Consider the following 22,634-nt stretch of genomic DNA (forward strand, 5'->3'; position numbering starts at 1 on the left):
CCTTCCACGGCGGACCTTCCGCCTTTCGACCTGTCACGCGGTTTCGGATAGGCGGCGGCGGGTGTCAACGCCGCAGCGCGGCAAACCGCCTTGCGATCAGTTCAATTCGACACCGTTCGCCCGCGCCCATTCCTCCAGCGGCTCCCGCAGCGAGCGCGAGGGGGTAGCCAGCAGCGATTCGACCTGCGCCATCGCCGCCGCACGATCGAGCGAGCGGATCATCGCCTTGACCGGGCCGACCGCCGCCGGGGTGATCGACAGCCGGTCGATACCGATCGCGATCAGCGCCATGGCTTCGAGCGGCCGTCCGCCCATCTCGCCACACACCGCCACCGGCTTGCCCGCCGCATGCGCCTCGCGCGTCACCCGGCGCAGGAAGCGCAGGATGGCGGGCGACAGCCAGTCGTAGCGTACCGCGAGCCGGGGATCGGCGCGATCGGCGGCGAACAGGAACTGCGTCAGGTCGTTGGTGCCGATCGACAGGAAGTCGAGGTTCGGCCACAGGAAATCGAGCACGTCGGCCAGCGCCGGCACCTCCAGCATCGCGCCGTAGCGGATGTCGGTCGGCGGCGTGCGGCCGCGTTCGCGCAGCCAGTCGCGCTGCGCCTCGAAGATGGTGCGGGCTTCCTCGAACTCCCAGGGTTCGGACACCATCGGGAACATGACGTTGAGCGTGCGGCCCGACGCCGCCTCGATCAATGCGCGCGCCTGCGCCTTCATCAATCCTTCGCGGGCGAGCGCGAGCCGCAGCGCGCGCCAGCCCATCGCCGGGTTCTCCTCGACATGGCCATCGGCGTGGTCGAGATAGGGCAGCGCCTTGTCGCCGCCGATGTCGACGGTGCGGAACACGACCGGGCGGTCGCCCGCGACCTCCAGCACGTCGCGGTAGAGCCGCTGCTGGCGTTCGCGCTGCGGCAGGGTGGCGGACACGAGGAACTGGAATTCGGTGCGGAACAGGCCGATGCCGTCCGCGCCGGTCAGGTCGAGCGCCGCCACGTCGTCGCGAAGCCCTGCGTTCACCATCATCGTGATGCGGTGACCGTCCTTCGTGACCGGCGGTTCGCCCTTCATCGCGGCGAAGGCGGCGCGGCGCTTCTGCGTCAGCGCCAGCCGCGCCTCGAACGCTTCCTCCATCGCCGGGGTCGGGCGGATGACGAGCAAATCCTCGACCGAGTTGAGCAGCAGGCGATCCCCTTCCGCGATCAGCCGCTTGATGTCGCGCACGCGCCCCAGCACCGGCACGCCCATCGCCCGCGCGACGATGACGACATGCGCGGTGAGCGACCCCTCCTCCAGCACGACGCCCTTCAGCCGGCGGCGGTCGTATTCGAGCAGTTCGGCGGGACCCAGGTTGCGCGCGAGCAGGATGGTGTCCTGCCGCAGGCCCATCTGCGCGGCGGTGCCCAGTTGTCCCGAGACGATGCGCAGCAACCGGTTGGACAGGTCCTCAAGGTCGTGCATCCGGTCGGCGAGGAGCGGGTCCTTGATCTCGCGCATCCGCATCCGGGTGCGTTGCTGGACGCGCTCGATCGCCGCCTCGGCGGTCAGGCCGCTGTCGATCGCCTCGTTGATGCGCCGCGCCCAGCCTTCGTCATAGGCGAACATCTTGTAGGTCGCGAGGACCTCGTCATGTTCGCCGCCGACGCCGAATTCGGCTTGGTTCGACATGCGTTCGATCTGGTCGCGCATCTTGTCGAACGCGGCATAGACGCGGTGGCGCTCGGCCTCGGTATCCTCGGCGACGGTGTGTTCGATGACGATGCGCGGCTGGTGGAACACCGCGACGCCCGAGGCCATGCCCTCGACCAGCTTGAACCCGTCGACCCGCATCGCACCGGTCGCCTGCGGACGCGTGGGGGTGCCGCCGGTCGGGTCGATCAGGTCGGCGTTGGCGATGAGTTCAGACAGGACCATCGCGACGGTCTGGAGCGCCTCGATCTCGACATCGGCATAGCGGCGCGGATCGGCATGCTGCACCGCCAGCACGCCGACGGCACGTTCGCGGCGGATGATCGGCACGCCGGCGAAGCTGTGATATTTGTCCTCGCCCGTCTCCGGCCGGTAGGCGAAGTCGGGATGGGTCGCGGCTTCGGCCAGATTGAGCGTCTCGACATTGGCGACGATGGTGCCGACGAGCCCCTCGCCGGTCGCCAGTTTGGTGACGTGGACCGCCTCCTGCGCCAGCCCCACGGTGGCGAAGAGTTCGAGCAGCCCCTCGCGCAGCAGGTAGATCGAGCAGACCTCGCTATCGAGCGCTTCGGCGATAATGCGGACGACCGAGTTGAGTTTGGCCTGCGCCGGACTTCGCGACGCCATCACGTCGTGAAGGTTCGTCAGGATTTCGCGGGCGGAGGCAGCGGCCGAAACAGGCATGGCGCATGCGCTACCACGGCCGTGCCACAGCGTCACGACGCTTCACCCAAAAATCACAGCTTTCGCACCAGTTGCTCGGCGACCGCCAGCCATGGCGTGACGGCCAGAACATGGAGCGCGCCGGTGCCGATCGGCAGGACGGTCAGCCGGTCGGGGTCGAGGCCGAGCAGCCGGCCGAACAGGAAGCTGCCCGCCGGCATCGGCACCAGCACATCGCGGCCCAGCGCCTGCGCGAAGGCCGGCGGGGCGAGGCGGCGGCACCACAGTGTATCGCCGCTGCGATAGTCGCCCGATGCCTGATCGACGACCACCGCCACCAGATCGCCGTCGGGGCGTGGCGGCACGACGCTGGCCTGCCGGCGCGGCGCGGTGACGCCGGCGGCGTCCAGGATCGCGGCGACGGCGATGTCGGCGCGGTCGGGCAGGCGGACGAGATCAGCCGCCTCCACCTCCAGCGCCAGCGCGATGCGGTTGAGCCAGCCGACCGAGACGGTGCGGGTGCCCGTCTCCAGCCGGCCGATCGTCTGCGCGGTGGTGGGCGGCACGCAACGTGCGGCGACCTCTTCCAGCGTCAGCCGCCGCGCACGGCGGACCTCGCGGATCGCGGTTATCATGGCGGTGTCTCTCCAACCTATCTGGTTTGTAGTGCTGTCCTACAGCTTCGGCGTCGTGGCAAGGGTTCGCGGCAACGACGAAGGAGCGGGTCTATGCGGGAGTTGGTCGAGCGGCGGCTGGAGGCGGGACGGGTGACGGACACGCCGGGCGGGCGGCGGGTGCAGGTGAATCTGCGCGAATCGCCGCTCGATTGGCTGAAGGCGCGCGGGCTGGTCGATACGCGGCAATATGATGCGGGGGAGCGGTTGCGCGAAACCTATGAGGCGGCATCGCTCGGCCCCCGGGTAACGATGCGCTGGGACGGCGCGCCGCGCGGGGCCAAGGGGGTGCCGGCCGATCCGTCGGGCGGGCAGTTGGCGGCGAAGGCGCGGTTCGATGCGGCGATCGCGGCGGTCGGGCCGGGGCTGTCGGACATCCTGTGGCGGACGGTGTGCGCGGGCGAGGGGCTGCCGGCGGCGGAAAAGGCGCTGGGCTGGCCGATCAGATCGGGGCGGCTGGTGCTGACGCTGGCGCTGGATCGGCTGGCGGCGCATTATCGGCTGGGGTGAGGAAGCGGCGATAGCCCCAACCGATCGCAATCAGTGCGAGACCCAATCCGAGGAACGAGACGATCCGCCAGATGCCGCCGAGTGCGGCTGCATCAATCAGGAAGACCTTGAGCGTGGTGAGGGTGAGCAATGTCAGGCCGAAGCGGCGCAACTCGCGCCGGTCGCGCGTCACCCCCTGCCACAGCCACAGGATGGCGAGGGCGAGCATCGCCGCCGAATAGCCCCAGTTCTCGCCCGACGTCACCGGGCCGGTGATGCGCGTGCCATGCGTCGTCTGACGGATGGTGGCGAGGACCGCCAGCAGGGTGAGCGCGGCGGCGGCGAGGTGACGCTGCGGCAGGCCGGGGAGCCGCCATAGTATCAGCGCGAAGAGGCCAAGGTGGAGGGTGGCGGCGTTGAACAGCGGAAGCGGGCCGACCGCCTGTTCGATCCAGGCCGGGTTGAGGCCGATCAGGTCGAACCAGACCAGCCGGGCGAGCGCCAGCGCGACGAGTGCGCGTGCCAGCGTCGGGATGCGGTTCCACAGCAGCCAGCCGGCGACCAGCGCAAGGTCGGTGATCGCGGCGCGCTCGACGAAGCCGAGGCCGACGAAGCGGGGCAAGGTGGCGATGGCGAGCGGCTGTTTGAGCAGGACATAGCCGCCGAGGATCGCGATGGCCGTGGCGGCGGCGAGGATCGGCGCGGCGACCGGGCCGAACAGGCCGCGCCGCCAGCGGGCGAGGCCGAGCAGCGCGAGCGCGGGGAGCAGCGCGTGGGCCAGCGCGTCGCTGGCGTGCGGCAGGGTGGTGTAGGGCAGCGCTTCGTACAGGATCGCCAGCGCGATGGTGTGGCCGATCGCGGTCAGCGTCGGCGCGATCAGCGCGAGCAGCGCCAGCGCGGGGAGCGCCGCCAGCCGGGCGAGCGCGCCACGATCCTGCGGCAGCGCCGCCGCCAGCAGCGCGAGCGCGGCGAGCGGCGCGAGCGCGGCGAAGGCGGGCGGCACGAGATTGGCGAGCGCGAGCGCGAGGCCGAGCGCGGCGGTGGTGATGCCGCCGACCAGCCCCAGATCGCCCGCATCCCTCCGGTCACGGTGCTGCTGCCCGAGCAGCGCGCCGGCCGCGCCGAGCAGGCCCCATGCGGCGGCCCAGCCGATCGGCGGCAGCAGGCCGGGGTCGACCAGTTGCGCGGCGAGCAGCGGGCCGATGCCGCCGACCAGCGCGATCATCACCCACTGCGCCGAGCGGCGCGACAGCGCGCCCCCGCTCAGGGCGAACAGCAGGATCGCGACAGGCAGCGCGACCGGGGTGGTCGTACTGCCCGCCGCCAGCCCGGCGGCGACCAGTAGCGTGACGAGGATCGCGGCAGCCAGCCCGGCGGGGAGCAGCGCGCCGTCGCGGTGGCCCAGAAATAGCGCGGCGGCGGCGAGGACGAGGTAGAAGCCCCACGCCAGCGCCGAGAAATCGAGCGCGGGGGCGAGGGCCAGCAACTGGACCAGCGCGACCACCACCGGCGCGGCGCGCAGCAGGCGATGGGTGACGCCGGTGCGCGGTGCCGCCAGCGCGCCGCCGATGCCCAGCGCGACGACGAACAGCCCCAGCGCGGCGAGATCGCTAGTCGGGAGCAGCGCGATCAGCAGCGCCGACCAGCCGAAGCCGGTGACGAGCGTGGTGACGGCAAGCCATGCCCAGCCGCGCACGCTGGCGAGGCCGAGCAGCCCGGCGACGAACAGGCCGAGATAGACGAGCAACGGGCCGATCCCCGCCGCGTCATAGCCCGCGACGAGGGGCGCGGCGAACCCGCCGATCAGCGCCATGACGGCGGTCGGCGGGCCGTGGCGCAGGGCAAGGAACAGGCCGAGCGCGGTGACGCCGAGCATCACGACGAAGCCGGTCAGCGGACTGACGAGATGATAGAGCGCGGCGGCGAGATAGAGCGTGGCATAGGCCGAGGCGATGCCCGCGCCGGCCAGCACCTGCCCGACACGCGGATCGCCGCGGGTGGCGGGCAGGCGGCGGGCACCTTCCGCCCCGGCCAGCAGCAGCAGCGCGAAGCCGGCGGCGAACAGGGTGCGGACGGCGGGGGTCAGCCAGCCCGCCTCGATCGACAGGCGGACGAGGAAGATGCCGGCGACGACCAGCGCGAGGCCGCCGATCCACACCGGCAACCGCGCGCCGACCAGCGTTTCGAGATCGATCGAGGGGCGGGGGCGCTTGGGACGCGGCGGCGCGGGCCATTCGATGCGCGGTTCGGGGCGGGCGGCGGGGGCGGGGCGCGGCAGCGGCTCGGGCAGGACGACCGGCGCGGGGGCGAGGCCGAGCTTCGCTTCGAGCAAGGCGACGCGGCGCGACAGGCGCAGCAGCGCCACACCGAGAACGGCCACCAGCACTAGCAGCAGTAGGGACAGCAGTTCGCTCACAATCCGGCGATAGTGGCACAGCGCGGCGCGCCATGTCGCCCATATTTACGCTTTCGGCTCTTTCGCTGCGGCGGGGCAGGCGCGATATGGCGCGCAACCTCCTTGTTCGGGATTGCGGCCACATGCGTTTCTCCTTCGTCCACACCCATGGGTCTGGCAACGACTTCCCGCTGATCGATGCGCGCGGGATCGCGCTCGACGATACGCAATGGGCGCGGGTGGCGCGGGCGCTGGCCGACCGGTCGGGCGATGTCGGCGGGGATGGGCTTTTATTGCTAACTCATTCAGATAATTCGCATATTTTCGGGATGCGGATGTTCAATCCCGATGGGTCGGAGGCGGAGACATGTCTGAACGGGTTGCGCTGTACCGCGCGGCTGGGGTTTGCGTTGACGGGGACACGCGAGGGGCGGGTGCGGTTGAAGCAGAGCGATGCCGGGGCGCGGATCGTGGCCGAGATCGCACCGGGTGTCGCCACGATCGAGACGCGCGCCGGGCCGGTGTCGCTGAACCCAGGCGAGGTCGGGCTGACGACGCAGCAGACCGCGCCGTTCGTCGACATGCCGATTCCGGGGTTGCCGAGCGCGCGGAGCTTCACGGCGGTGGCGATGCCCAATCCGCACCTCGTCACCTTCGTCGAGGCGGTCGACGAGGACGAGCTGGTCCGGCTGGGCGACTGGTGCGAGGCGGGGCCGGCGCTGATCCCGGCGCGGGCCAATGTCAGCTTCGTCGAACTGCGCGAGGTGGGGCATGCGCCCGCGCTGTTCGTGCGGACCTATGAGCGCGGCGTCGGGCTGACCGACAGTTGCGGCAGCGCGATGGCGGCGTCGACCCATGCCGCCGCGCGGACCGGGCGGATCGGCTGGGGGGTCGAAACCAGTGTCTTCAATGCCGGCGGCATGGTGCGTGCGCGCGCCGATGCCGACGGCATGGTGACGATCGCCGGCAATGCCACGGTGACATGGGAAGGGGCGATCGAGGTCGATCCCGACACCGGTATCGCCGGGCCGCTCACGATCACCCGCCAGCATGACGACGAAGTCGCGGCGTGGAGCGCGATGCTGGCGGGGCTGTAACGCGGCCCCGCCGGATAGTCGTTACGCGGCGACCCGTGCCTGCATTGCCGCTTCGACCGCGGCGAGGCCGTCGGGGCTGGCGATGGCGAGGTCGAGCGGGCGGCCGCCGAGCGTCTCGTCATGCGCGTTGAGGAAGGCCATCGCCGCGTCGCGGCCGCCGAAATGATGGAAGGCGCTGGTCGCGACCTGACCCTGCCGCGTCGCCTGATCTGGGGTCAGGCGCACGGTGGTGTAGGCGCGGCGAAACTGTTTCGAGCGCGGCTTGGCCGTATCGACGGCGGGCTGCTCGGGGGTGGCCGATTCGGGAGCGGCCGATTCAGGCGTGGTCGACTCGGTCATGCGCTCACCATCCGTCCCGAGGCGCCGAGCAGCGCGCGCATCACCGAGATGCGATGTTCGTAGCCGCGCACCATGCCGCGATGCGAATGGGCGGCTTCGGGCGAGGTGGCACGGGTCGCGCGCATCTGCGCGACCTGGTGCGAATGTAGCAGATCATTGAGGTCCATCAGCGACGCTCCGGCAGCGTAAGCGGAAGCGCGTGCGTCTCCCGGCCGCTGGCGCCTACGGGACCGACTTGCCAGCGATGGATCGTATATGGGGTCGCCGGCCGCCGGATACCATGCCGCCAGCGAAACGAACCAGATGGGATAATCCTGCTTGACATCGCAACGCTGATATGGCACAAAACAGGAACATTGGGAATTGCGGGTCGGGGCCGGGCACGGGGGTGCTGCCGGCCCCGACGCGCGTCTGGGGGGCGGACATGGCGGACGAACGATTGACCGGGGCCAACCGGCGGCCGGTGCAGCGGCAGCGGGTGGGGCATGGCTGGACGCAGGCGCGGCGCGAGGCGTTTCTGGATCATGTCAGCGCCACCTGCAACGTGCGCGCGGCGTGCGAGGCGGTGGGGCTGTCGCAGGCGAGCCTCTATTCGCTGCGGCGGCGCGACCCGGCGTTCGCCGACCAGTGGCGCATGGCGCTGCTCGCCGGATACGACCGGCTGGAGGGGGAATTGCTCCACCGCGCGCTCAACCCGCTGGACGAGGTGGCGGTGGGCGATCCCGATCGGGTGATCGCCGGGCCGGTGACGTTCGATCAGGCGCTGGCCCTGCTCGACCGGCATCGCCGGATGTTGAAGAACGAGAATCTGGGGCAGCGCGACACCCAGTATCGCGCGACGCAGGCCGAAACCGATGCGATGCTCAAGAAGCGGTTGCGCAGCCTGCGCCAGAAGTTCGAGGGGCGGACGTGAGCGGGGTCGATGCCGAACTCGCGCTGCTGTCGCGGATGGACGACGCCGCGCTCGACCGTTTCCTGCTCAGGCTGCAGCCCAGCCAGCGGCGCGAGCTGGCGACGCGCTGGGGACTATATGCCCATCGCGGCCAGTCGCTGGCCGATACCGACTGGAGCGTGTGGCTGATCCAGGCGGGGCGCGGCTTCGGCAAGACGCGGGCGGGAGCGGAATGGGTCTGCACCCGCGCGGTCGAGGACGGGGCGTTGCGCATCGCGCTGGTCGGGGCGACGCGGCATGACGTGGAAAGCGTGATGGTGCGCGGCGAGGCGGGGTTGATGGCGGTCGGGCGGCATTACGGCAATGTCCGCTGGTGGCCGTCGCGCGGGGTCGTCGAGTTCGGATCGGGCGCGGAGGCGCAGGTCTTTTCCGCCGAGACGCCCGATGCCCTGCGCGGCCCCGCGCATCACATCGCGTGGTGCGACGAGCTGACCAAATGGCGCAAGCCCGAGGCGACATGGGACAATCTGATGCTGGGCCTGAGACTCGGCGAGCGGCCGCAGACGCTGGTGACGACGACGCCGAGGGCGATCCCGCTGCTCAAGCGTATCCGGCGGATGAAGAAGGTGGTGGTGACGACCGGACGGACGCACGACAACGCGCATCTGCCGGCGTTCTTCATGGAGCAGATCGAGGCGAGCTATGCCGGCACGCGGATGGGCCGGCAGGAGATGGACGGCGAGCTGATCGACGAGGCCGAGGGCGCGTTGTGGAGTCGCGACCTGCTCGACCGGCAGCGGGTGGCGGAGGCGCCGCCGGTCGCGCGGGTGGTGGTGGGGGTCGATCCCCCCGCGGGAATCGGCCGCGATGCGTGCGGGATCGTCGCGGCGATGCTGGGCACCGACGGGCGCGCCTATGTGCTGGAGGATGCGAGCGTGGTGGGGGCCAGCCCCGAGGGCTGGGCGCGCGCGGTGGCGGCGTGCGCCGCACGGCACGGTGCCGACCGGGTGGTGGCGGAGTCCAACCAGGGCGGGGCGATGGTCGAAAGCGTGCTGCGCGCCGCCGATACGGTGTTGCCGGTGATGCTGGTTCATGCCTCGCGCGGCAAGGTGGCGCGGGCCGAGCCGGTGATGGCGCTGTACGAGCTGGGCAAGGCGTTCCACGTCGGCATGTTCCCCGCGCTGGAGGACGAGCTGTGCGGTCTGGTGCGCGGTGGCGGGTATGCGGGGCCGGGGCGTTCGCCCGACCGGGCGGATGCGCTGGTGTGGGCGCTGTGGGAGCTGATGCTGGCGGCGAAGGGGATGGCGAGCGTTAGGGTGTTGTGAGGGGGGAGCGTCACCGATTCTCCCGTCATTCCCGCGAAGGCGGGAATCCATTGACGCCGACGGTGCGGGTAAGCCGGAACGTTGGCGCATATGGGTCCCCGCCTGCGCGGGGACGACGAGGGGGTGGCGGGCGAAATTGGGTCCGTTTCGGTGGAACCGGGTAGCCGGCGGGTCGATGATCGGTGAAATGTCGTTGTGGACGGGATCGGCGGATATGCGGCCTGTCCCGCATCCTCATGACACACGGCCAAGGACATGGGGCATGAACCAGTATCGATCGCCACCTGTGGCAAAATCGCTGTTGAATGGGATGGCGCAGATCATCGCCGTGCCGGGAATGGGTCGGACGTGGCGTGCGATCGACGCCGGGAGTGCCTCCTCCGATTGGCGTGCGATCGGCGATGATCTGCGCCGGTCGATGCAACGGACAAGCATTCGTGCGGATGGTTGACGGTACGGACCGGGTGGCGGTGCGCATATCCCGCGACCAGCAGATCGAATTGATGCGGGGTGCCGAGGCCCGGCTCATGGCGCGCTTTGCCGCGTGGATGCAGGTTAAGGAAATCCGGCAGTTCGGATGTCGGCCAGCACCCGGACAGGGCGACCAGCCGCGACAGGAATAAACCCGGAGCTGGATAGTCCGCGATGGTCATGCTGGTGCGCTCGCGCGAGCCTGTGGCTCCCCGACCCCTCTATAAATCTGCGCTAGCCAGCAAAGCTGGCAAGCTTCGGTATCCCTCTCCCCTTGTCAGGGGAGAGGGCAGGGATGGTCCGACGATGGACTGGTTGGCTTCACGAGGCCCCGCCGATGCGGGGCCTTTTTCGTTTCGGGAGACAGGGCATGAAATGGTTCGGACGCAGGTCCGGGCGCGACGGGTCGCGTCCGGTGCTGGCGCGCGGGGGCGCGGGGGCGGTCGCGTGGCGTGAGGGGGCGGGGCCGGCGGCGGGGCAGTGGCCGCAGGATTATGCGGGGCGGCTTCGCGAGGGCTATATCGGCAATGCGGTCGCGCAGCGCGCGGTGCGGACGGTCGCCGAGGGGCTGGCCGCCGCACCGATCGCGGGGACGCCGGCGGCGGTGGCGCTGGTCGGCGCACGATCGGCGGGGCAGGAGTTTCTGGAGACGGCGGCGGCGCATCTGCTGCTGCACGGCAACGCCTATGTCCAGGTGATCGAGGACGGGGCGGGGGGTGTCGGCGAACTCTATGCGCTGCGGCCCGAGCGGGTTTCGGTGGAGGCGGATGCGAGCGGGTGGCCGGTCGCCTATCGTTACCGGGTGGGCGAGCGGGTGACGCGGATCGCGGCGGAGGACGGCGCGGGGCGGCCGGCGCTGATCCATATCCGCGCGTTCCATCCCGCCGACGATCATTATGGCCTCGGATGCCTGAGCGCGGCGGCGGGCGCGGTGGCGGTCCACAATGCGGCGGCGAAGTGGAACAAGGCGCTGCTCGACAATGCCGCGCGGCCGTCGGGCGCGCTGGTGCATGATCCGGGCGACGGCGGCGTGCTGTCGGCGGATCAATATGCCCGGCTGCGCGCCGAGATCGACGACAGTTTCGCCGGCGCGCCGAACGCCGGGCGGCCGATGCTGCTCGACGGCGGGTTGAAGTGGCAGGCGATGAGCCTGTCGCCCGCCGACATGGATTTCGTCGGGCTGAAGGCGCAGGCTGCGCGCGAGATCGCGCTGGCGTTCGGCGTGCCGCCGATGCTGCTCGGGCTGCCGGGCGACAATGCCTATGCCAATTACCGCGAGGCGAACCGCGCGCTGTGGCGGCAGGCGATCGTGCCGATGGGCGAGCGGATATTGGGCGCGGTGGCGCAGGGCCTCACGCCGTGGCTGGGCGAGGTGACGCTGGCGATCGATCTCAACCGGGTGCCGGTGCTGGCCGAGGAGCGCGAGCGGTTGTGGCGGCAGGTCGCGGCGGCGAATTTCCTGAGCGATGCCGAGAAGCGCGGGATGCTGGGGTTCGACTGAGCAGCCGGACGGCGGATGGGGTGCCGGGGAGCGGGCCGGCACCTCCCCTCCCTGACTAGGGAGGGGGCGGGGGTGGGTTGGCCCGAGAGGAAACGCAAGCGTTCCACAACCGGCCGACCCACCCCCAGCCCCTCCCTAGTCAGGGAGGGGAGGAGACTGAGGGCACTTTGCCGAACGTCGATCCGGCCTAGCGGCAGCGCAAGGTGCTGCGGTCGAAGGTCAATCCGCGTTCGGCGCAGCGGTCGGCCTTCAGGATCGGCAGCGCGAACACGAAGGCGAGGAGTGCGGCGGCGAAGGCGGCGGCGATGATGCGCAGGCGGGGTTTCACCGCGTCTGGCTAGGGCGAGGGCCACGGGGAGGCAAGTGATGGACGACGAGATGGTGCTGGCGCGGCTGATGGGACAGGCGGCGGAGGATGGCGCCGACCTGCTGACGCTGCGCGGGCTGGCGGAGGCGGCGGGCGAACTGGGGGCGACGCGGGCGATGGCGCGGATCGGGCTGTCCGATGCCGGCGCGGCGGGCGATGTGAAGGAACTGCGCGACCTGCTGGCGGCGTGGCGCGATGCGAGGCGCTCGGCAGTGCGCGCGGCGTTCGGCTGGGTGGTGCGGATGCTGGTGGCGCTGGTGCTGGTGGGGATCGCGGTCGAGACGGACTGGCCGCGATGGGGGCGGTGAGGTTCGCGGGCTATGCGGCGGTGTTTCACCATGCCGACCGCGGCGGCGACGTGCTGCTGCCCGGCGCGCTGGTGGCGGGCGGGCGGGTGCCGCTGCTGTGGCAGCATTGTGGGACACCGATCGGGACGGTCGAGTGGATCGGCGAGGATGCGCGCGGGGTGAGGATCGTCGCGCGCATCGCGGCGGACGAACCGGCGCGGCTGGTGAAGGCCGGGGCGATCACGGGGCTGTCGTTCGGCTATCGCGCGCTGCGGGTGCGGCAGGGGGTGCGGCGGGTGATCGCGCGGGCCGAGCTGGTCGAGATCAGCCTCGTCGCGCAGCCGATGCAGCCGCTGGCGCGGATCCATGCCGTCGAGGACGGGTGAGCTTCGGCCGGGCATCAATTTTCTGGACGGGCGTCGCGGTTGCGGCGCCCTTTTTCATGGGGACGGGCATATGACGATCGAGGGAATGACGGGCGGACTTTCGGGCGTCGCGGCACCGGGCAACCGGCCGCTGCTGAGCGGGGCGAACGTGAGCAGCGGTTTCGCCGCGTTCGTGCGGGCCGGGACGACGGTCGAGACGAAGGCGTTGTCGAGCGCCAGCGACGCGGCGGGGGGCCATGCGGTGCCCGAGGCGATCGACGAGCTGATCGAATCGACGCTGAAGTCGGCCAGCCCGATCCGTAGCATCGCGCAGGTGGTGCAGGTGGGAGGTGCGGGATACCGCAAGCTGGTGACGAACGGCGGTACGCCGTCGGGCTGGGCGGGGGAGACGGCGGCGCGGCCGGAGACGGCGACGCCGACCTTCAACGAGATCGTGCCGCCGATGGGCGAGCTGTACGCCAATCCGGCGGCGAGCCAGGCGATGCTCGACGATGCGGCGTTCGACGTCGAGGGCTGGCTGGCCGGCGAGATCGCGAGCGAGTTCGCCCGTGCCGAGGGGCAGGCGTTCGTCAGCGGCAACGGGGTCGCGCGGCCCAAGGGGTTCCTGAGCTATCCGACCAGCGCGGTGGGCGATGCGACGCGGGCGTTCGGGACGATGCAGTATCTGGCGAGCGGGGCCGCAGCCGATTTCGGGACCGAGCCGGAAAACCGGCTGATCGACCTCGTCCACCTGCTGCGGCGGCCGTACCGGCAGGGGGCGTGCTGGGTGATGAACGCGCAGACGGCGGCGCGCATCCGCAAGTTCAAGACGGCGGACGGCGCGTTCCTGTGGGTGCCGGGGCTGATTGAGGGGCGGCCCGACACGCTGCTCGGCTATCCGGTCGTCGAGGCGGAGGACATGCCCGACATCGCGGCGGGCAATTCCGCGATCGCGTTCGGCAACTTCAAGGCGGGCTATCTGATCGCCGAGCGGGCCGAGACGCAGGTGCTGCGCGATCCGTATTCGAACAAGCCGTTCGTCCATTTCTACGCGACCCGGCGGGTCGGCGGCGCGGTCATCAATTCGGAGGCGATCAAGCTGATGAAGTTCGCGGTGTCGTGATGTGAGGGCGGTGCCGGCCCGCTCCCCCTCCCCGCCACCCACGCAAGTATCCTGAATGGGTGGCGGGGAGGGGGAGCGGGCCGGCACCGCCACCATCCGCGTGAGCGGATCGAACAACAGGAGACGGACATGACGGCACCTTTGCCGGCGGCGGTGGTCGCCGAGGTGCGCGAGGCGGCGCGCGGGTATCTGCGCATCGTGGCGCGCGACGAGGATGGGGTGATCGAGGGAGTGGCCGCCGCCGCGCTGGCGCTGGCCGAGGGGTTCACCGGACAGGCGCTGATCGTGCGCGAGCATGTCGCGGCGATGGCGGCGGCGGGCGAGTGGCGCGCGCTGCCGGTGCAGCCGGTGCGATCGATCACCGGCGGCGGCGCGGTGGCGGCGGTGGACATCGATGCGACCGGCACCGGATGGGTGCGGATGACTGCGGCGGGCGAGGTGCGCTTCGTGGCGGGGCTGGCGGAGGACTGGGCGGGGCTGCCGGCGGCGGTGGCGCAGGGGGTGGTGTTGCTGGCCGCGCATCTGATCGAGGCGCGCGGGCGCGATCTGGCCCCGCCGGCGGCGGTGGGGGCGCTGTGGCGGCCGTGGCGGCGGATGCGGATCGGGAGCGCGCGGCGATGAGGGCGCTCGCCGAACGGGGGCGCGTGGCCGGTGCGGCGCGGGCGGCGGCGGTGCGCGAGCGGGTGGCGGCGCGCGCTGGAGCGGTGGCGGGGGTCGAAGTGGCGGTAGAGGGGGATGCGGTGGTGCTGTCGGGGCGGGGGCTGGCGCGGCGGTCGATCACCGATCCGGCGTTCGCGCAGGTGGCGGAGTGGGGGCGATGATCGCCGCCACGTTGATGCAGGCGATGCTGGTGGCGCGGGTGCGCGCGGCGATCCCCGAGGTGGCGGTGTTCGATGCGCCGCCGGTGCGCGGGCTCCGGCCCTATGTGCTGATCGATACGCCGGCGCTGAGCGACTGGGGCACCAAGGATGCCGCCGGGCGCGAGGGGCGGGTGGTGGTGCAGGCGTTCGATACGGGCGAGCGGCCCGAACGGCTGCGCGACCTGGCGGCGCGGGTGGAGGCGGCGGTGCTGGGCGCGCCGGCCGAGTTGGCGGGGTGGCGGGTGGCGTCGCTGGTATTCCTGCGCGGCCGGCTGGCGCGCGAGGGGGAGGGGCGCTGGGTCGCGGTCGCCGAGTTTCGGGTGCGGATGCTGGCGGGGTGAGGGTGCGGTTTGCTCCTTAGTGATCCCGGTGAGGGCTGGTGTCGATGGTTCAGCACGAGCCGGTGTTGGGGAATGTGCGGGACGGTGGATCCCGGCCTTCGCCGGGATGACGAAGTGGGTGGGGCGGGTGGTGTGGCCTTGCCGATGACAATGGCAGGCGGGGGCCTGCGGCTTTTCAGGAGAATGACATGGCGGTGGAGAAGGGAAGCGCGTTCCTGCTCAAAGTCGGGAACGGGGCGTTGCCGGTCGTCTATACGACGGTGGCGGGGATGCGGACGACGCAGTTGAGCATCAACGGCGAGGCGGTGGCGGTGACGTCCAAGGATTCGGGCGGGTGGCGCGACTTGCTGGCGGGCGCGGGGGTGCGGTCGGTCAGCGTGTCGGCGGCGGGGGTGTTCACCGGGGCTGCGGCCGAGGTGCGCATCCGGGGCAGCGCGCTTGTCGGGCGGATCGACGATTACCGGCTGACGTTCGAGGGCGGCGAGATGATGACCGGGCGGTTCCTCGTCACCCGGCTGGACTATGCCGGCGATTACAATGGCGAGCGCAGCTATACGCTGGCGCTCGAATCCTCGGGCGCGGTGGTGGCGGCATGACCATGGCCGCCAATCCGGTGCGCGGCGAGGCGTCGTTGCGCGTGTGCGGCGAGACGCTGGTGCTGCGGCCGAGCTTCGCCGCGCTGGTCGCCGCCGAGGCGGAGGTGGGGTCGCTGCTGGCGCTGGTCGAGCGGGCGGCGGCGGGGCGGATCGGCATCGCCGAGCTGGTCGCGCTGCTGTGGCATTGCCTGCGCGATCCGCCGCCGGTCGACCGCGATGCCTTTGCCGAGGGGGTGACGGCGGCGGGCATCGCGGCGGCGACCCCGGCGCTCAAAGTGCTGATCGGGCAGATACTGGGCGGGCGATGAGTTTCGCCGAGGGGGCGGCGCGGGCCGCCGGGCTGGCGGGGGTGGCGTTCGGCTGGTCGCCCGACGCCTTCTGGGCCGCGACTCCCGCCGAATTGGCGGCGCTGGTGCGGGCGGTGGCCGGCGATGCGCCGACGCCGTGCGACCGGGCGACGATCACCAAATTGAAGGAGCGTTTTCCCGATGGATGAGGAAATCGAACGGCTGATCGTGCGCGTGCGCGCCGATACCGCAGGCTTCGCCGCCGATGTGGCGGCGATGCAGGGCAATCTGGACGGACCGTTTTCTGCCGGGGTCGACCGGGCGGGGCGGGCGATCGAAACGACGCTGGCGCGGGCGATCCGTACCGGCAGGCTGGGGTTCGACGACCTGCGCGATGTGGCGCTGAAAGTGCTGGGCGAGATCGCGGCCGCCGCCGTGCTGGGGTCGGGGACGCCGGGCGGCGGCGGGGCGGGGGGACTGATCGGGTTGCTCGGCCAGTTGATCGGCGGTGCGCCGGGGCGGGCGACCGGCGGTCCGGTCAGTCCGCAGCGGCCCTATTGGGTCGGCGAGCGTGGCCCCGAACTGTTCGTGCCGACCAGCAGCGGGCAGGTGATGCCGGCAGGCGCGGGTGAGGCGCGCGCGGTGCGGGTGGCGATCACGATAACCGGCCCACCGGGGCAGGAGGCGCAGGCGCTGCGCCAGTCGGGGCGGCAGGTCGCGCGCGCGGTGCGCGCCGCGCTGATGGAGGCGTGAGATGGGCCATTGGCTGGCGAGCGAACGCACAGACCAGGAGGCGGGCGTACTGACCCGGTTCGATGCGGCGTACTGGACGGTCGATTTTCCCCGGCCGATGATGGCGTCGGTGGTGACGACGGCGGCGGATGCGCTGCGGGTCGATTGCGTCTTCTATCGGCGCGACGATCTGGCCGGGCTGATCTGGGCGGCGGAGGACAAGCACGATCATCCGTTGCTGCGCTATGCGACCGATCGCAATTTTCGTGGGTGCCGTCTGTCGTTCCGGTGGCGGTCGGGCGGGGTGCGGCCGCTGGATGTGGTGCATGGCCCGGTGCTGACGATCGAGGGACGCGACGCGAGCGGTGCGCCGCGCGCGTGGTATGTGCGGTTGTGGAACTATGCGGTCGGCGACCCGGAGGATGCGGTGGTCGCCATCGACTTCGCGAGGGTCGAGGGCGGGTTCCTGCTGCCGGGGGAGGCCGATCCGGTGTGGGCGGGTGATGTCGACCGGATGTTCGTGTCGCTGGTGCCGCCGGGCTATGACGCGGGCGACGCGCCGCTGGCGGCACCGGCCGAGGGGTGGGTCGAGCTGTCGGACCTGCGCTGCGAGGGGCCGGGATCGGTGTTGGCGGTGGGCGATGTGGTTGTGCCCGAACATGGGCTGGGCATCTGTAGCGGCTATGACGACAGCTATCACCTGACGCCAGCGCGGTTGCTGCACAATGCGCTGCGGCTGGGGTATCGCGGCGACATCGTCCATTATGTCGGCATGAGCCATTATTTCCGGCTCGAGCGCGCGGGCGGCGGGTTGTTCGTGTCGCTGGCCGGCGGGGTGCTGAACGCGGCGTGCGCGGCGTGGCATCGTGACTTCGCGGCGCGGGCACTGGCGCTGGGGTACGGCGTCATCTGGTCGCTCAGCTACGAACTGTTCGACGCGCATTGCTGGGGCGACTGGAAGCAGCGCGCGAGCGACGGGTCGCCCGCGCTGACCGGGTGGGTGCCGCCGTCGACGCTGCTGTCGCCGGCGCATCCGGGGGCGATGGCGTATTTGCAGGCGGTGGCGCGGGCGTTCGTCGGTATCGCGGTGGTGGCGGGGTTGGTGCCGAAGTTTCAGGTGGGCGAGCCGTGGTGGTGGGTGACGCCCGGCCATCGCATTTGCCTGTACGATGCGGCGGCGAAGGTCGCGCTGGGCGGCGATCCGGTGGTGATCGACGATGTGCGCGGGGACCTGGATGCCGCCCGGCGCGAGCTGCTCGACCGGGCGGGGGCGCTGCTGGCGGCGTCGACCGCCGCGCTGGGGCAGGCGGCGCGCGCGGCGGGGGCGGTGCAGGTGCTGCTGCTCGCCTATCTGCCGACCATTCTCGATCCCGCCGCGCCACAGGTGAAGCGCGCGAACCTGCCGGTGGGGTGGGCGCGGCCGGCGTTCGATGTGCTGCAACTGGAGGATTACGACTGGGCGGCGACCGGCAATGTCGGGGCGAGCGTGCGGGCGGTCGCGGCGGCCGAGGCAAGGCTGGGCTATCCGGTCGGCGAACAGCAATATTTTGCCGGGTTCGTGCTGCGGGGCGAGGACCGGGAGCAATGGACGGCGATCGTGGCGGCAGCGCAGCGGGCAAGGGCGCGCGGGGTGGCCGGCGTGTTCCTGTGGGCGCTGCCGCAGGTGCTGCGCGACGGATTGGTGTGGTTCGACGAGGAGGATGGCGTGGAGGCGTTCGACGATGTGCGCTTTCCGCTGGCGCTGGGCGCGCAGGCGGAGGTGATCCCCGAAACGCAGACCGCGATCGCGGCCGGGGCGGGCGGGGCGGAGGTGCGCGGCATCGGCTGGGCCGAACCGCGCACCCGCTATGACGTGGCGCCGGGGGTGCGGTCGCAGGAGGATGTGGCGGTGTTGCTGGCGTTCTTTCGTGCACGGCTGGGGCCGGCGCGGGGGTTCCGGTTGCAGGACCCGTTCGATCACGCGACCGGCGATCCGGTGGGGCCGCGCGACGTGGCGCTGGGAGTAGGCGACGGGGCGACGACACGGTATCCGCTCGTCAAACGCTATGGCGCGATGGTGCGGCGGATCACCCGGCCGGTGGCGGGCAGCGTCCGGGTGAGCGTCGGCGGGGTCGAGACGCAGGGGTTCAGTGTGGAGGCCGGGGGCTTCGTGCTGCTCGATGTCGCGCCGGGGCCGGGCGTGGGCGTGGCGGCCGGCTTCGGCTTCGATGTGCCGGTGCGCTTCGCCGAGGACCGGTTGCAGGTGGCGCGGACCACACATGGCGCGGCCGAGGCGGTGAGCGTGCCGCTGATCGAGCTGCGCGAACCATGAGTGGGGACAGGCTGGTGACGCTGGCGTGGTGCTGGCGGATCGAGCGGGTCGATGGCGTCACGATCGGGTTGACCGCGCATGACCGCGATCTGGTGGTGGCGGGGCTGACCTATCGTGCCGCGCCGGGGATGATGCCCTCGGCGATTGTGCGCGACGATACGGCGGGCGCCCCGGCGCTGGAGGTGGGCGGGGCACTGAGCCACCGGGCGGTGGCGGAGCGCGACCTGCTGGCCGGGCGCTATGACGGGGCGCGGATCAGCGTGTTCGCGTGGGACTGGAGCGCGGAGGTGGCGACGCCGGTCGCCGGGGGGCGGATCGGCAGCGTGGCGACGGCGCGGGGCGGCTTCACCGCCGAATTGCTGGGGGTGGAGGTGGCGCTCGACCGGGCGGTGGTCGAGACGACGTCGCCGGGATGTCGCGCGACGCTGGGCGATGCGCGGTGCCGGGTACCGATGGCGGAGCGACGCAGGGTGGTGCGGGTGAGCGCGCAGGCGGGCAACCGGCTGGTGCTGGCGGGCGGCGGGGTGGGCTGTGCCGGCGGGCGGCTGCGCTGGATCGGCGGGGCGAACGGCGGGCTGGCCGAGCGGATCGTCGTCGGGGATGCCACTGGCGTGGTGCTGGTGCGGGTGCCGGCGTTCGAGGGGGCGGGCGCGCTGGTCGAGGTGGGCGAGGGGTGCGACGGGACGCTCGCCACGTGTCGCGACCGGTTCGGCAATGTCGCCAATTTCCGGGGCGAGCCGCATCTGCCGGGCATCGACCTGCTGACGCGCTATCCCGGCGCATGAGCGCGGTGGTGGCGCGGGCGCGTGCGGCGATCGGGGCGCGGTTCCGGGTGCAGGGGCGGTCGGTGGAGGGCGGGTTCGACTGTGTCGGGCTGGTCGGCTGGGCGACCGGGCGGGCGGTGCCGCGAGGTTATCCGGCGCGGTGTGGCGATGCGGCGCGGGCGGGCGATGCGCTGGCGGCGGCGGGGTTCGTCGCGGTCGGGGAGGCACGGCCGGGCGACGTGCTGCTGCTGGCGAGCGCGCCGGGGCAGTTGCATCTGGCGATCGTGAGCGAGCTCGGGATCATCCACGCCGACGGCGTGGCGCGCCGGGTGGTCGAGCGGCCGGGCGTGCCGCCGTGGCCGGTGATCGGGGTGTGGCGGATGGAGGAAGCGGGCTGATGGCGAGTGTGGTGCTGACGACGCTGGGCGGAGCGGTCGGTGGGCCGGTCGGCCGGGCGCTGGGGGCGGTGGCCGGGCGGACGATCGATGCCGCGCTGTTCGGCGGCAAGCGGCGCGAGGGGCCGCGGCTGACCGAACTCAGGGTACAGACGTCAAGCTATGGCAGCGCGATCCCGAAGCTGTTCGGGACGATGCGGGTGGCGGGCACGGTGATCTGGGCGACCGACCTGCGCGAATCGGCGGCGACGACCGGCAGCAAGACCGGCGGGCGGACGACGCAGTACAGCTATTCGGCGTCGTTCGCCGTCGCATTGTCGGCGCGTTCGATCCGGGGGGTGGGGCGCATCTGGGCCGAGGGCAAGCTGCTGCGCGGGGCGGCGGGCGACTGGAAGAGCCGCACCGGGTTTCGCTGGTATCCGGGCGACGAGGCGCAGATGCCCGATCCGCTGATCGCGAGCGTCGTGGGGGTGGGCAGCGCGCCGGCCTATCGCGGCATCGCCTATGTGGTGTTCGAGGAGTTGGCGCTGGCCGATTTCGGCAATCGCATCCCCTCGCTGACCTTCGAGGTGATCGCCGATGCCGCGCCGGTCGCGGTCGGCACGATCGCGGGCGTGTTGAGCGACGGGGTGATCGGCGGGCAGGCGGGGCCGGTGCTGGGCGGGTTCGCCGCCGAGGGGACCAGCGTCGGCGATGCGGTGGCGGCGCTGATAGATCCGATCGGCGGCTGGTATGCGGCCGGCGGCGGCGGGCTGGACCTGTGTTTCGGGGCGGGGCCGGCGCGGACGGTGTCGCCGGGGGCGGGTGCGCCCAGCCGGCGGCGGGCTCCGGTCGAGCCGCGCGATGTCGTGGTCGCCTATCACGACAGTGCGCGCGATTATCAGACAGGAGTGCAGCAGGTGCGGACGCCGGGCGCGCGGGCGACCGAGCGGATCGCGCTGCCCGCTGCGATGCAGGCCGGTGACGCGGCGGCGCTGGCGGGGATGGTCGCGGCGCGGCTGGCCAGCGGGGGCGAGGGGCGGACGCTGATGCTCGGCTGGGACGCGATCGACCTGCGCCCGGGCGAGCGGGTGACGATCGCCGGCGAGGACGGGCGGTGGCGCGTCCGCCGTGTCGCGATCGAGGCGGACGGCATAACCGCCGATCTGGTGCCGATCCCGTTCGCCGCGCCGGGGCCGGTGGCGGCGGACGGCGCGCCGGTGCTGGCCGCCGACGTGCTGCCGGGCGACACCCGGTTGCGGCTGATCGAGGTGCCGGGCGCGGGCGATACGCTGCAGGTGATGGCGGTCGCGGCGGGGACGGCACCCGGCTGGCGGCGGGCGACGTTGCTGGCCGGCGACGATGCGACAGGGTGGCGCGAGATCGGCATGACGGCGGCGGCGGGGACGATCGGCACGGTGCCGGGCGTGCTGGGACCGGGCACGGCGGCGATCGAGGACCGGACGAGCGAGATCGATGTCGTGCTGCTGCACGATGCGATGACGCTGGCCGATGCCGATGCGGCGGCGCTGGACCAGGGGGCCAATGCCGCATTGATCGGTGACGAGATCGTCCAGTTCGGCCGGGCGCGGCGCATGGGTGCGGCACGCTGGCGATTGTCGCTGCTGTGGCGCGGGCGGCAGGGGAGCGACTGGGCGATGGGGAGCCATGGTCCGGGCGAGGGCTTCGTGCTGCTCGATCCGGCGACGCTGCGCGCGATCGACGATCCGCCGCCGAGGGTCGGGCGGGCGATCCGCGCGATGGCGAGTGGAATCGCCCCCGACGACGTGGCCGAGACGGCGATCGTACCCGACGGCCGCGCGTTGGTGCCGCCGGCACCGGTGCATGGCCGGATCGACCGGGTGGGTGGCGTGCTGGCCGTCCGCTGGGTCCGGCGGGCGCGGGGTGTGGCGGGGTGGCGCGATTCGATCGACCTGCCGCTGGGCGAGGAACGCGAGGCGTATCTTGTGACGATCGCGCACGCCGATGGCCGTGGCGAGACGATCGAGGTCGCGATGCCCGCCGTCACCCTGCCGGTGCCGGGCGCGGCGGCGCAAATCATGGTGCGCCAGATCGGCACGCATGGCGCGTCGCGACCGATGATCCTTCCCTTTCTGCCGGAGATACCATGATGACCGACCGGACCGCACGGCTTGCGCTGCCGCTGTTGCACAGTTCGCAGGCGCAAAAGGAAATGACGCATAACGAGGCGCTGACGTGCATCGACCTGCTGTTGCACGGCGGTATCGAGGGGGTCGGCGAAGACACGCCCCCGGCCACCGCGCAGCCCGGACAATGCTGGATCGTGGGCGATGCGCCGGTCGGCGCGTGGGCGGGAAGCGCGCGCCGGGTCGCGGGGATGACGGCGGGCGGCTGGCGCTTCGTTGCCCCACGCGAGGGCATGGCCTTGTGGTGGGCCGGTGGCGAAACGACCGTGGTGTTCCGCGGGGCGCAGTGGCGGATCGGCGAGCTTCATGCCCGGCGGCTGATGGTCGAGGGAACCGCCGTGGTGGGGGCGCAGCGGCCGGCGATTCCGGGGGCGAATGGCGGAAACGTGCGGGATGTCGAAGCCCGCGCCACCCTCGATACGGTACTGACGGCACTCCGCGATCACGGCCTGATTGGCCGGTGAAATCGTGTCGTTTGTGCAACACCGCGATTTTTGTGCGCTTGCGCGGCAACCAACGCTTCG

The 22,634-nt window shown here is 71.8% G+C and carries 28 protein-coding genes; 22 read left to right on the forward strand and 6 right to left on the reverse strand.

Going from position 1 to position 22,634, the window contains the following annotated elements:
- Nucleotides 1-96: 96 nt before the first annotated feature.
- Together ptsP and ASG37_RS07490 are read right to left on the reverse strand one after the other, a co-directional pair.
- Complete coding sequence (ptsP, locus tag ASG37_RS07485) at nucleotides 97-2,373, reverse strand: phosphoenolpyruvate--protein phosphotransferase (protein WP_055757745.1); 2,277 nt, start codon at nucleotides 2,371-2,373, stop codon at nucleotides 97-99.
- A 53-nt stretch (nucleotides 2,374-2,426) separates the two neighbouring features.
- A complete protein-coding gene (locus tag ASG37_RS07490; RefSeq protein WP_055757748.1) occupies nucleotides 2,427-2,987 on the reverse strand; it encodes a helix-turn-helix domain-containing protein in 561 nt (186 codons plus the stop codon).
- Between the two features lie 93 nt (nucleotides 2,988-3,080).
- Here ASG37_RS07490 and ASG37_RS07495 point away from each other — a divergent pair, with 93 nt between their 5' ends.
- Complete coding sequence (locus tag ASG37_RS07495; RefSeq protein ID WP_055757750.1) at nucleotides 3,081-3,536, forward strand: DUF6456 domain-containing protein; 456 nt, start codon at nucleotides 3,081-3,083, stop codon at nucleotides 3,534-3,536.
- Here ASG37_RS07495 and ASG37_RS07500 read toward each other — a convergent pair.
- The gene (locus ASG37_RS07500; protein ID WP_055757752.1) at nucleotides 3,469-5,931 is read right to left on the reverse strand and encodes a DUF2339 domain-containing protein; all 2,463 of its coding nucleotides are present in this window, start codon (nucleotides 5,929-5,931) and stop codon (nucleotides 3,469-3,471) included. The two genes, ASG37_RS07495 and ASG37_RS07500, sit on opposite strands and share 68 nt — an antisense overlap.
- Before the next feature lie 122 nt (nucleotides 5,932-6,053).
- Here ASG37_RS07500 and dapF point away from each other — a divergent pair, with 122 nt between their 5' ends.
- Nucleotides 6,054-7,007 carry a diaminopimelate epimerase gene (gene dapF, locus ASG37_RS07505; protein ID WP_055757753.1) on the forward strand — a complete coding sequence of 318 codons (954 nt, stop codon included), beginning with the start codon at nucleotides 6,054-6,056 and terminating at the stop codon, nucleotides 7,005-7,007.
- A gap of 21 nt (nucleotides 7,008-7,028) precedes the next feature.
- On the opposite strand, the gene ASG37_RS07510 is transcribed toward dapF, so the two are convergent.
- Together ASG37_RS07510 and ASG37_RS17900 are read right to left on the reverse strand one after the other, a co-directional pair.
- Nucleotides 7,029-7,346: a DUF2384 domain-containing protein gene (locus ASG37_RS07510; protein WP_055757755.1), complete on the reverse strand. Its 318-nt coding sequence runs from the start codon at nucleotides 7,344-7,346 to the stop codon at nucleotides 7,029-7,031.
- Entirely contained in the window at nucleotides 7,343-7,513 is a 171-nt protein-coding gene (locus tag ASG37_RS17900) for a hypothetical protein (protein WP_200909714.1), read from the reverse strand. The genes ASG37_RS07510 and ASG37_RS17900 overlap by 4 nt, the downstream gene beginning before the upstream one ends.
- Before the next feature lie 257 nt (nucleotides 7,514-7,770).
- Between ASG37_RS17900 and ASG37_RS07515 the strand changes: the two genes are divergently transcribed.
- The 5 genes from ASG37_RS07515 (at nucleotide 7,771) to ASG37_RS07530 (ending at nucleotide 11,535) form a co-directional block, all read left to right on the forward strand.
- Nucleotides 7,771-8,259 carry a hypothetical protein gene (locus ASG37_RS07515; RefSeq protein ID WP_156349067.1) on the forward strand — a complete coding sequence of 163 codons (489 nt, stop codon included), beginning with the start codon at nucleotides 7,771-7,773 and terminating at the stop codon, nucleotides 8,257-8,259.
- Nucleotides 8,256-9,563, forward strand: coding sequence for a DNA-packaging protein (locus ASG37_RS07520; RefSeq protein WP_055757759.1), 1,308 nt, complete (start codon nucleotides 8,256-8,258; stop codon nucleotides 9,561-9,563). Before ASG37_RS07515 ends, ASG37_RS07520 begins: the two co-directional genes overlap by 4 nt.
- 262 nt (nucleotides 9,564-9,825) lie before the next feature.
- Nucleotides 9,826-10,014, forward strand: coding sequence for a hypothetical protein (locus ASG37_RS17635; RefSeq protein ID WP_156349068.1), 189 nt, complete (start codon nucleotides 9,826-9,828; stop codon nucleotides 10,012-10,014).
- A complete protein-coding gene (locus ASG37_RS07525) occupies nucleotides 10,007-10,186 on the forward strand; it encodes a hypothetical protein (protein ID WP_055757761.1) in 180 nt (59 codons plus the stop codon). Before ASG37_RS17635 ends, ASG37_RS07525 begins: the two co-directional genes overlap by 8 nt.
- Nucleotides 10,187-10,404: 218 nt before the next feature.
- A complete protein-coding gene (locus ASG37_RS07530) occupies nucleotides 10,405-11,535 on the forward strand; it encodes a phage portal protein (RefSeq protein ID WP_055757763.1) in 1,131 nt (376 codons plus the stop codon).
- A 187-nt stretch (nucleotides 11,536-11,722) separates the two neighbouring features.
- On the opposite strand, the gene ASG37_RS17640 is transcribed toward ASG37_RS07530, so the two are convergent.
- Nucleotides 11,723-11,863, reverse strand: coding sequence for a hypothetical protein (locus tag ASG37_RS17640; protein WP_156349069.1), 141 nt, complete (start codon nucleotides 11,861-11,863; stop codon nucleotides 11,723-11,725).
- 38 nt (nucleotides 11,864-11,901) lie between these two features.
- Here ASG37_RS17640 and ASG37_RS07535 point away from each other — a divergent pair, with 38 nt between their 5' ends.
- The 15 genes from ASG37_RS07535 to ASG37_RS07605 all read left to right on the forward strand — a co-directional run bounded on the left by ASG37_RS07535 (nucleotide 11,902) and on the right by ASG37_RS07605 (nucleotide 22,574).
- On the forward strand, nucleotides 11,902-12,210 hold the full coding sequence (locus ASG37_RS07535) for a DUF6127 family protein (RefSeq protein WP_055757765.1): 309 nt from the start codon (nucleotides 11,902-11,904) through the stop codon (nucleotides 12,208-12,210).
- On the forward strand, nucleotides 12,198-12,575 hold the full coding sequence (locus tag ASG37_RS07540; RefSeq protein ID WP_055757767.1) for an HK97 family phage prohead protease: 378 nt from the start codon (nucleotides 12,198-12,200) through the stop codon (nucleotides 12,573-12,575). Before ASG37_RS07535 ends, ASG37_RS07540 begins: the two co-directional genes overlap by 13 nt.
- Before the next feature lie 70 nt (nucleotides 12,576-12,645).
- Nucleotides 12,646-13,677 (forward strand): phage major capsid protein, encoded by a 1,032-nt coding sequence (locus ASG37_RS07545; RefSeq protein WP_082448081.1) that lies wholly within the window; start codon nucleotides 12,646-12,648, stop codon nucleotides 13,675-13,677.
- 129 nt (nucleotides 13,678-13,806) lie between these two features.
- Nucleotides 13,807-14,298: a hypothetical protein gene (locus ASG37_RS07550; protein ID WP_082448083.1), complete on the forward strand. Its 492-nt coding sequence runs from the start codon at nucleotides 13,807-13,809 to the stop codon at nucleotides 14,296-14,298.
- The gene (locus ASG37_RS07555; RefSeq protein WP_156349070.1) at nucleotides 14,295-14,498 is read left to right on the forward strand and encodes a hypothetical protein; all 204 of its coding nucleotides are present in this window, start codon (nucleotides 14,295-14,297) and stop codon (nucleotides 14,496-14,498) included. Before ASG37_RS07550 ends, ASG37_RS07555 begins: the two co-directional genes overlap by 4 nt.
- A complete protein-coding gene (locus tag ASG37_RS07560; protein ID WP_156349071.1) occupies nucleotides 14,495-14,878 on the forward strand; it encodes a DUF3168 domain-containing protein in 384 nt (127 codons plus the stop codon). The genes ASG37_RS07555 and ASG37_RS07560 overlap by 4 nt, the downstream gene beginning before the upstream one ends.
- 188 nt (nucleotides 14,879-15,066) lie before the next feature.
- Nucleotides 15,067-15,474 carry a phage tail tube protein gene (locus ASG37_RS07565; protein ID WP_055757771.1) on the forward strand — a complete coding sequence of 136 codons (408 nt, stop codon included), beginning with the start codon at nucleotides 15,067-15,069 and terminating at the stop codon, nucleotides 15,472-15,474.
- Complete coding sequence (locus tag ASG37_RS07570; RefSeq protein ID WP_200909715.1) at nucleotides 15,471-15,782, forward strand: GTA-gp10 family protein; 312 nt, start codon at nucleotides 15,471-15,473, stop codon at nucleotides 15,780-15,782. The genes ASG37_RS07565 and ASG37_RS07570 overlap by 4 nt, the downstream gene beginning before the upstream one ends.
- Complete coding sequence (locus ASG37_RS07575; RefSeq protein ID WP_055757775.1) at nucleotides 15,779-15,970, forward strand: phage tail assembly chaperone; 192 nt, start codon at nucleotides 15,779-15,781, stop codon at nucleotides 15,968-15,970. Before ASG37_RS07570 ends, ASG37_RS07575 begins: the two co-directional genes overlap by 4 nt.
- Complete coding sequence (locus ASG37_RS07580; RefSeq protein ID WP_055757778.1) at nucleotides 15,963-16,514, forward strand: hypothetical protein; 552 nt, start codon at nucleotides 15,963-15,965, stop codon at nucleotides 16,512-16,514. Before ASG37_RS07575 ends, ASG37_RS07580 begins: the two co-directional genes overlap by 8 nt.
- 1 nt (nucleotide 16,515) lies before the next feature.
- Complete coding sequence (locus ASG37_RS07585; protein WP_055757780.1) at nucleotides 16,516-18,804, forward strand: DUF2460 domain-containing protein; 2,289 nt, start codon at nucleotides 16,516-16,518, stop codon at nucleotides 18,802-18,804.
- Nucleotides 18,801-19,589, forward strand: coding sequence for a DUF2163 domain-containing protein (locus ASG37_RS07590; RefSeq protein ID WP_055757782.1), 789 nt, complete (start codon nucleotides 18,801-18,803; stop codon nucleotides 19,587-19,589). The genes ASG37_RS07585 and ASG37_RS07590 overlap by 4 nt, the downstream gene beginning before the upstream one ends.
- Complete coding sequence (locus ASG37_RS07595; protein WP_082448085.1) at nucleotides 19,586-19,966, forward strand: hypothetical protein; 381 nt, start codon at nucleotides 19,586-19,588, stop codon at nucleotides 19,964-19,966. Before ASG37_RS07590 ends, ASG37_RS07595 begins: the two co-directional genes overlap by 4 nt.
- Nucleotides 19,966-22,074 (forward strand): phage tail protein, encoded by a 2,109-nt coding sequence (locus tag ASG37_RS07600; protein WP_055757785.1) that lies wholly within the window; start codon nucleotides 19,966-19,968, stop codon nucleotides 22,072-22,074. Before ASG37_RS07595 ends, ASG37_RS07600 begins: the two co-directional genes overlap by 1 nt.
- Nucleotides 22,074-22,574 (forward strand): DUF2793 domain-containing protein, encoded by a 501-nt coding sequence (locus ASG37_RS07605; protein ID WP_235515125.1) that lies wholly within the window; start codon nucleotides 22,074-22,076, stop codon nucleotides 22,572-22,574. Before ASG37_RS07600 ends, ASG37_RS07605 begins: the two co-directional genes overlap by 1 nt.
- Nucleotides 22,575-22,634 lie beyond the last annotated feature (60 nt).

Source organism: Sphingomonas sp. Leaf407 (genome assembly GCF_001425385.1).
Classification (GTDB): Bacteria; Pseudomonadota; Alphaproteobacteria; order Sphingomonadales; family Sphingomonadaceae; genus Sphingomonas.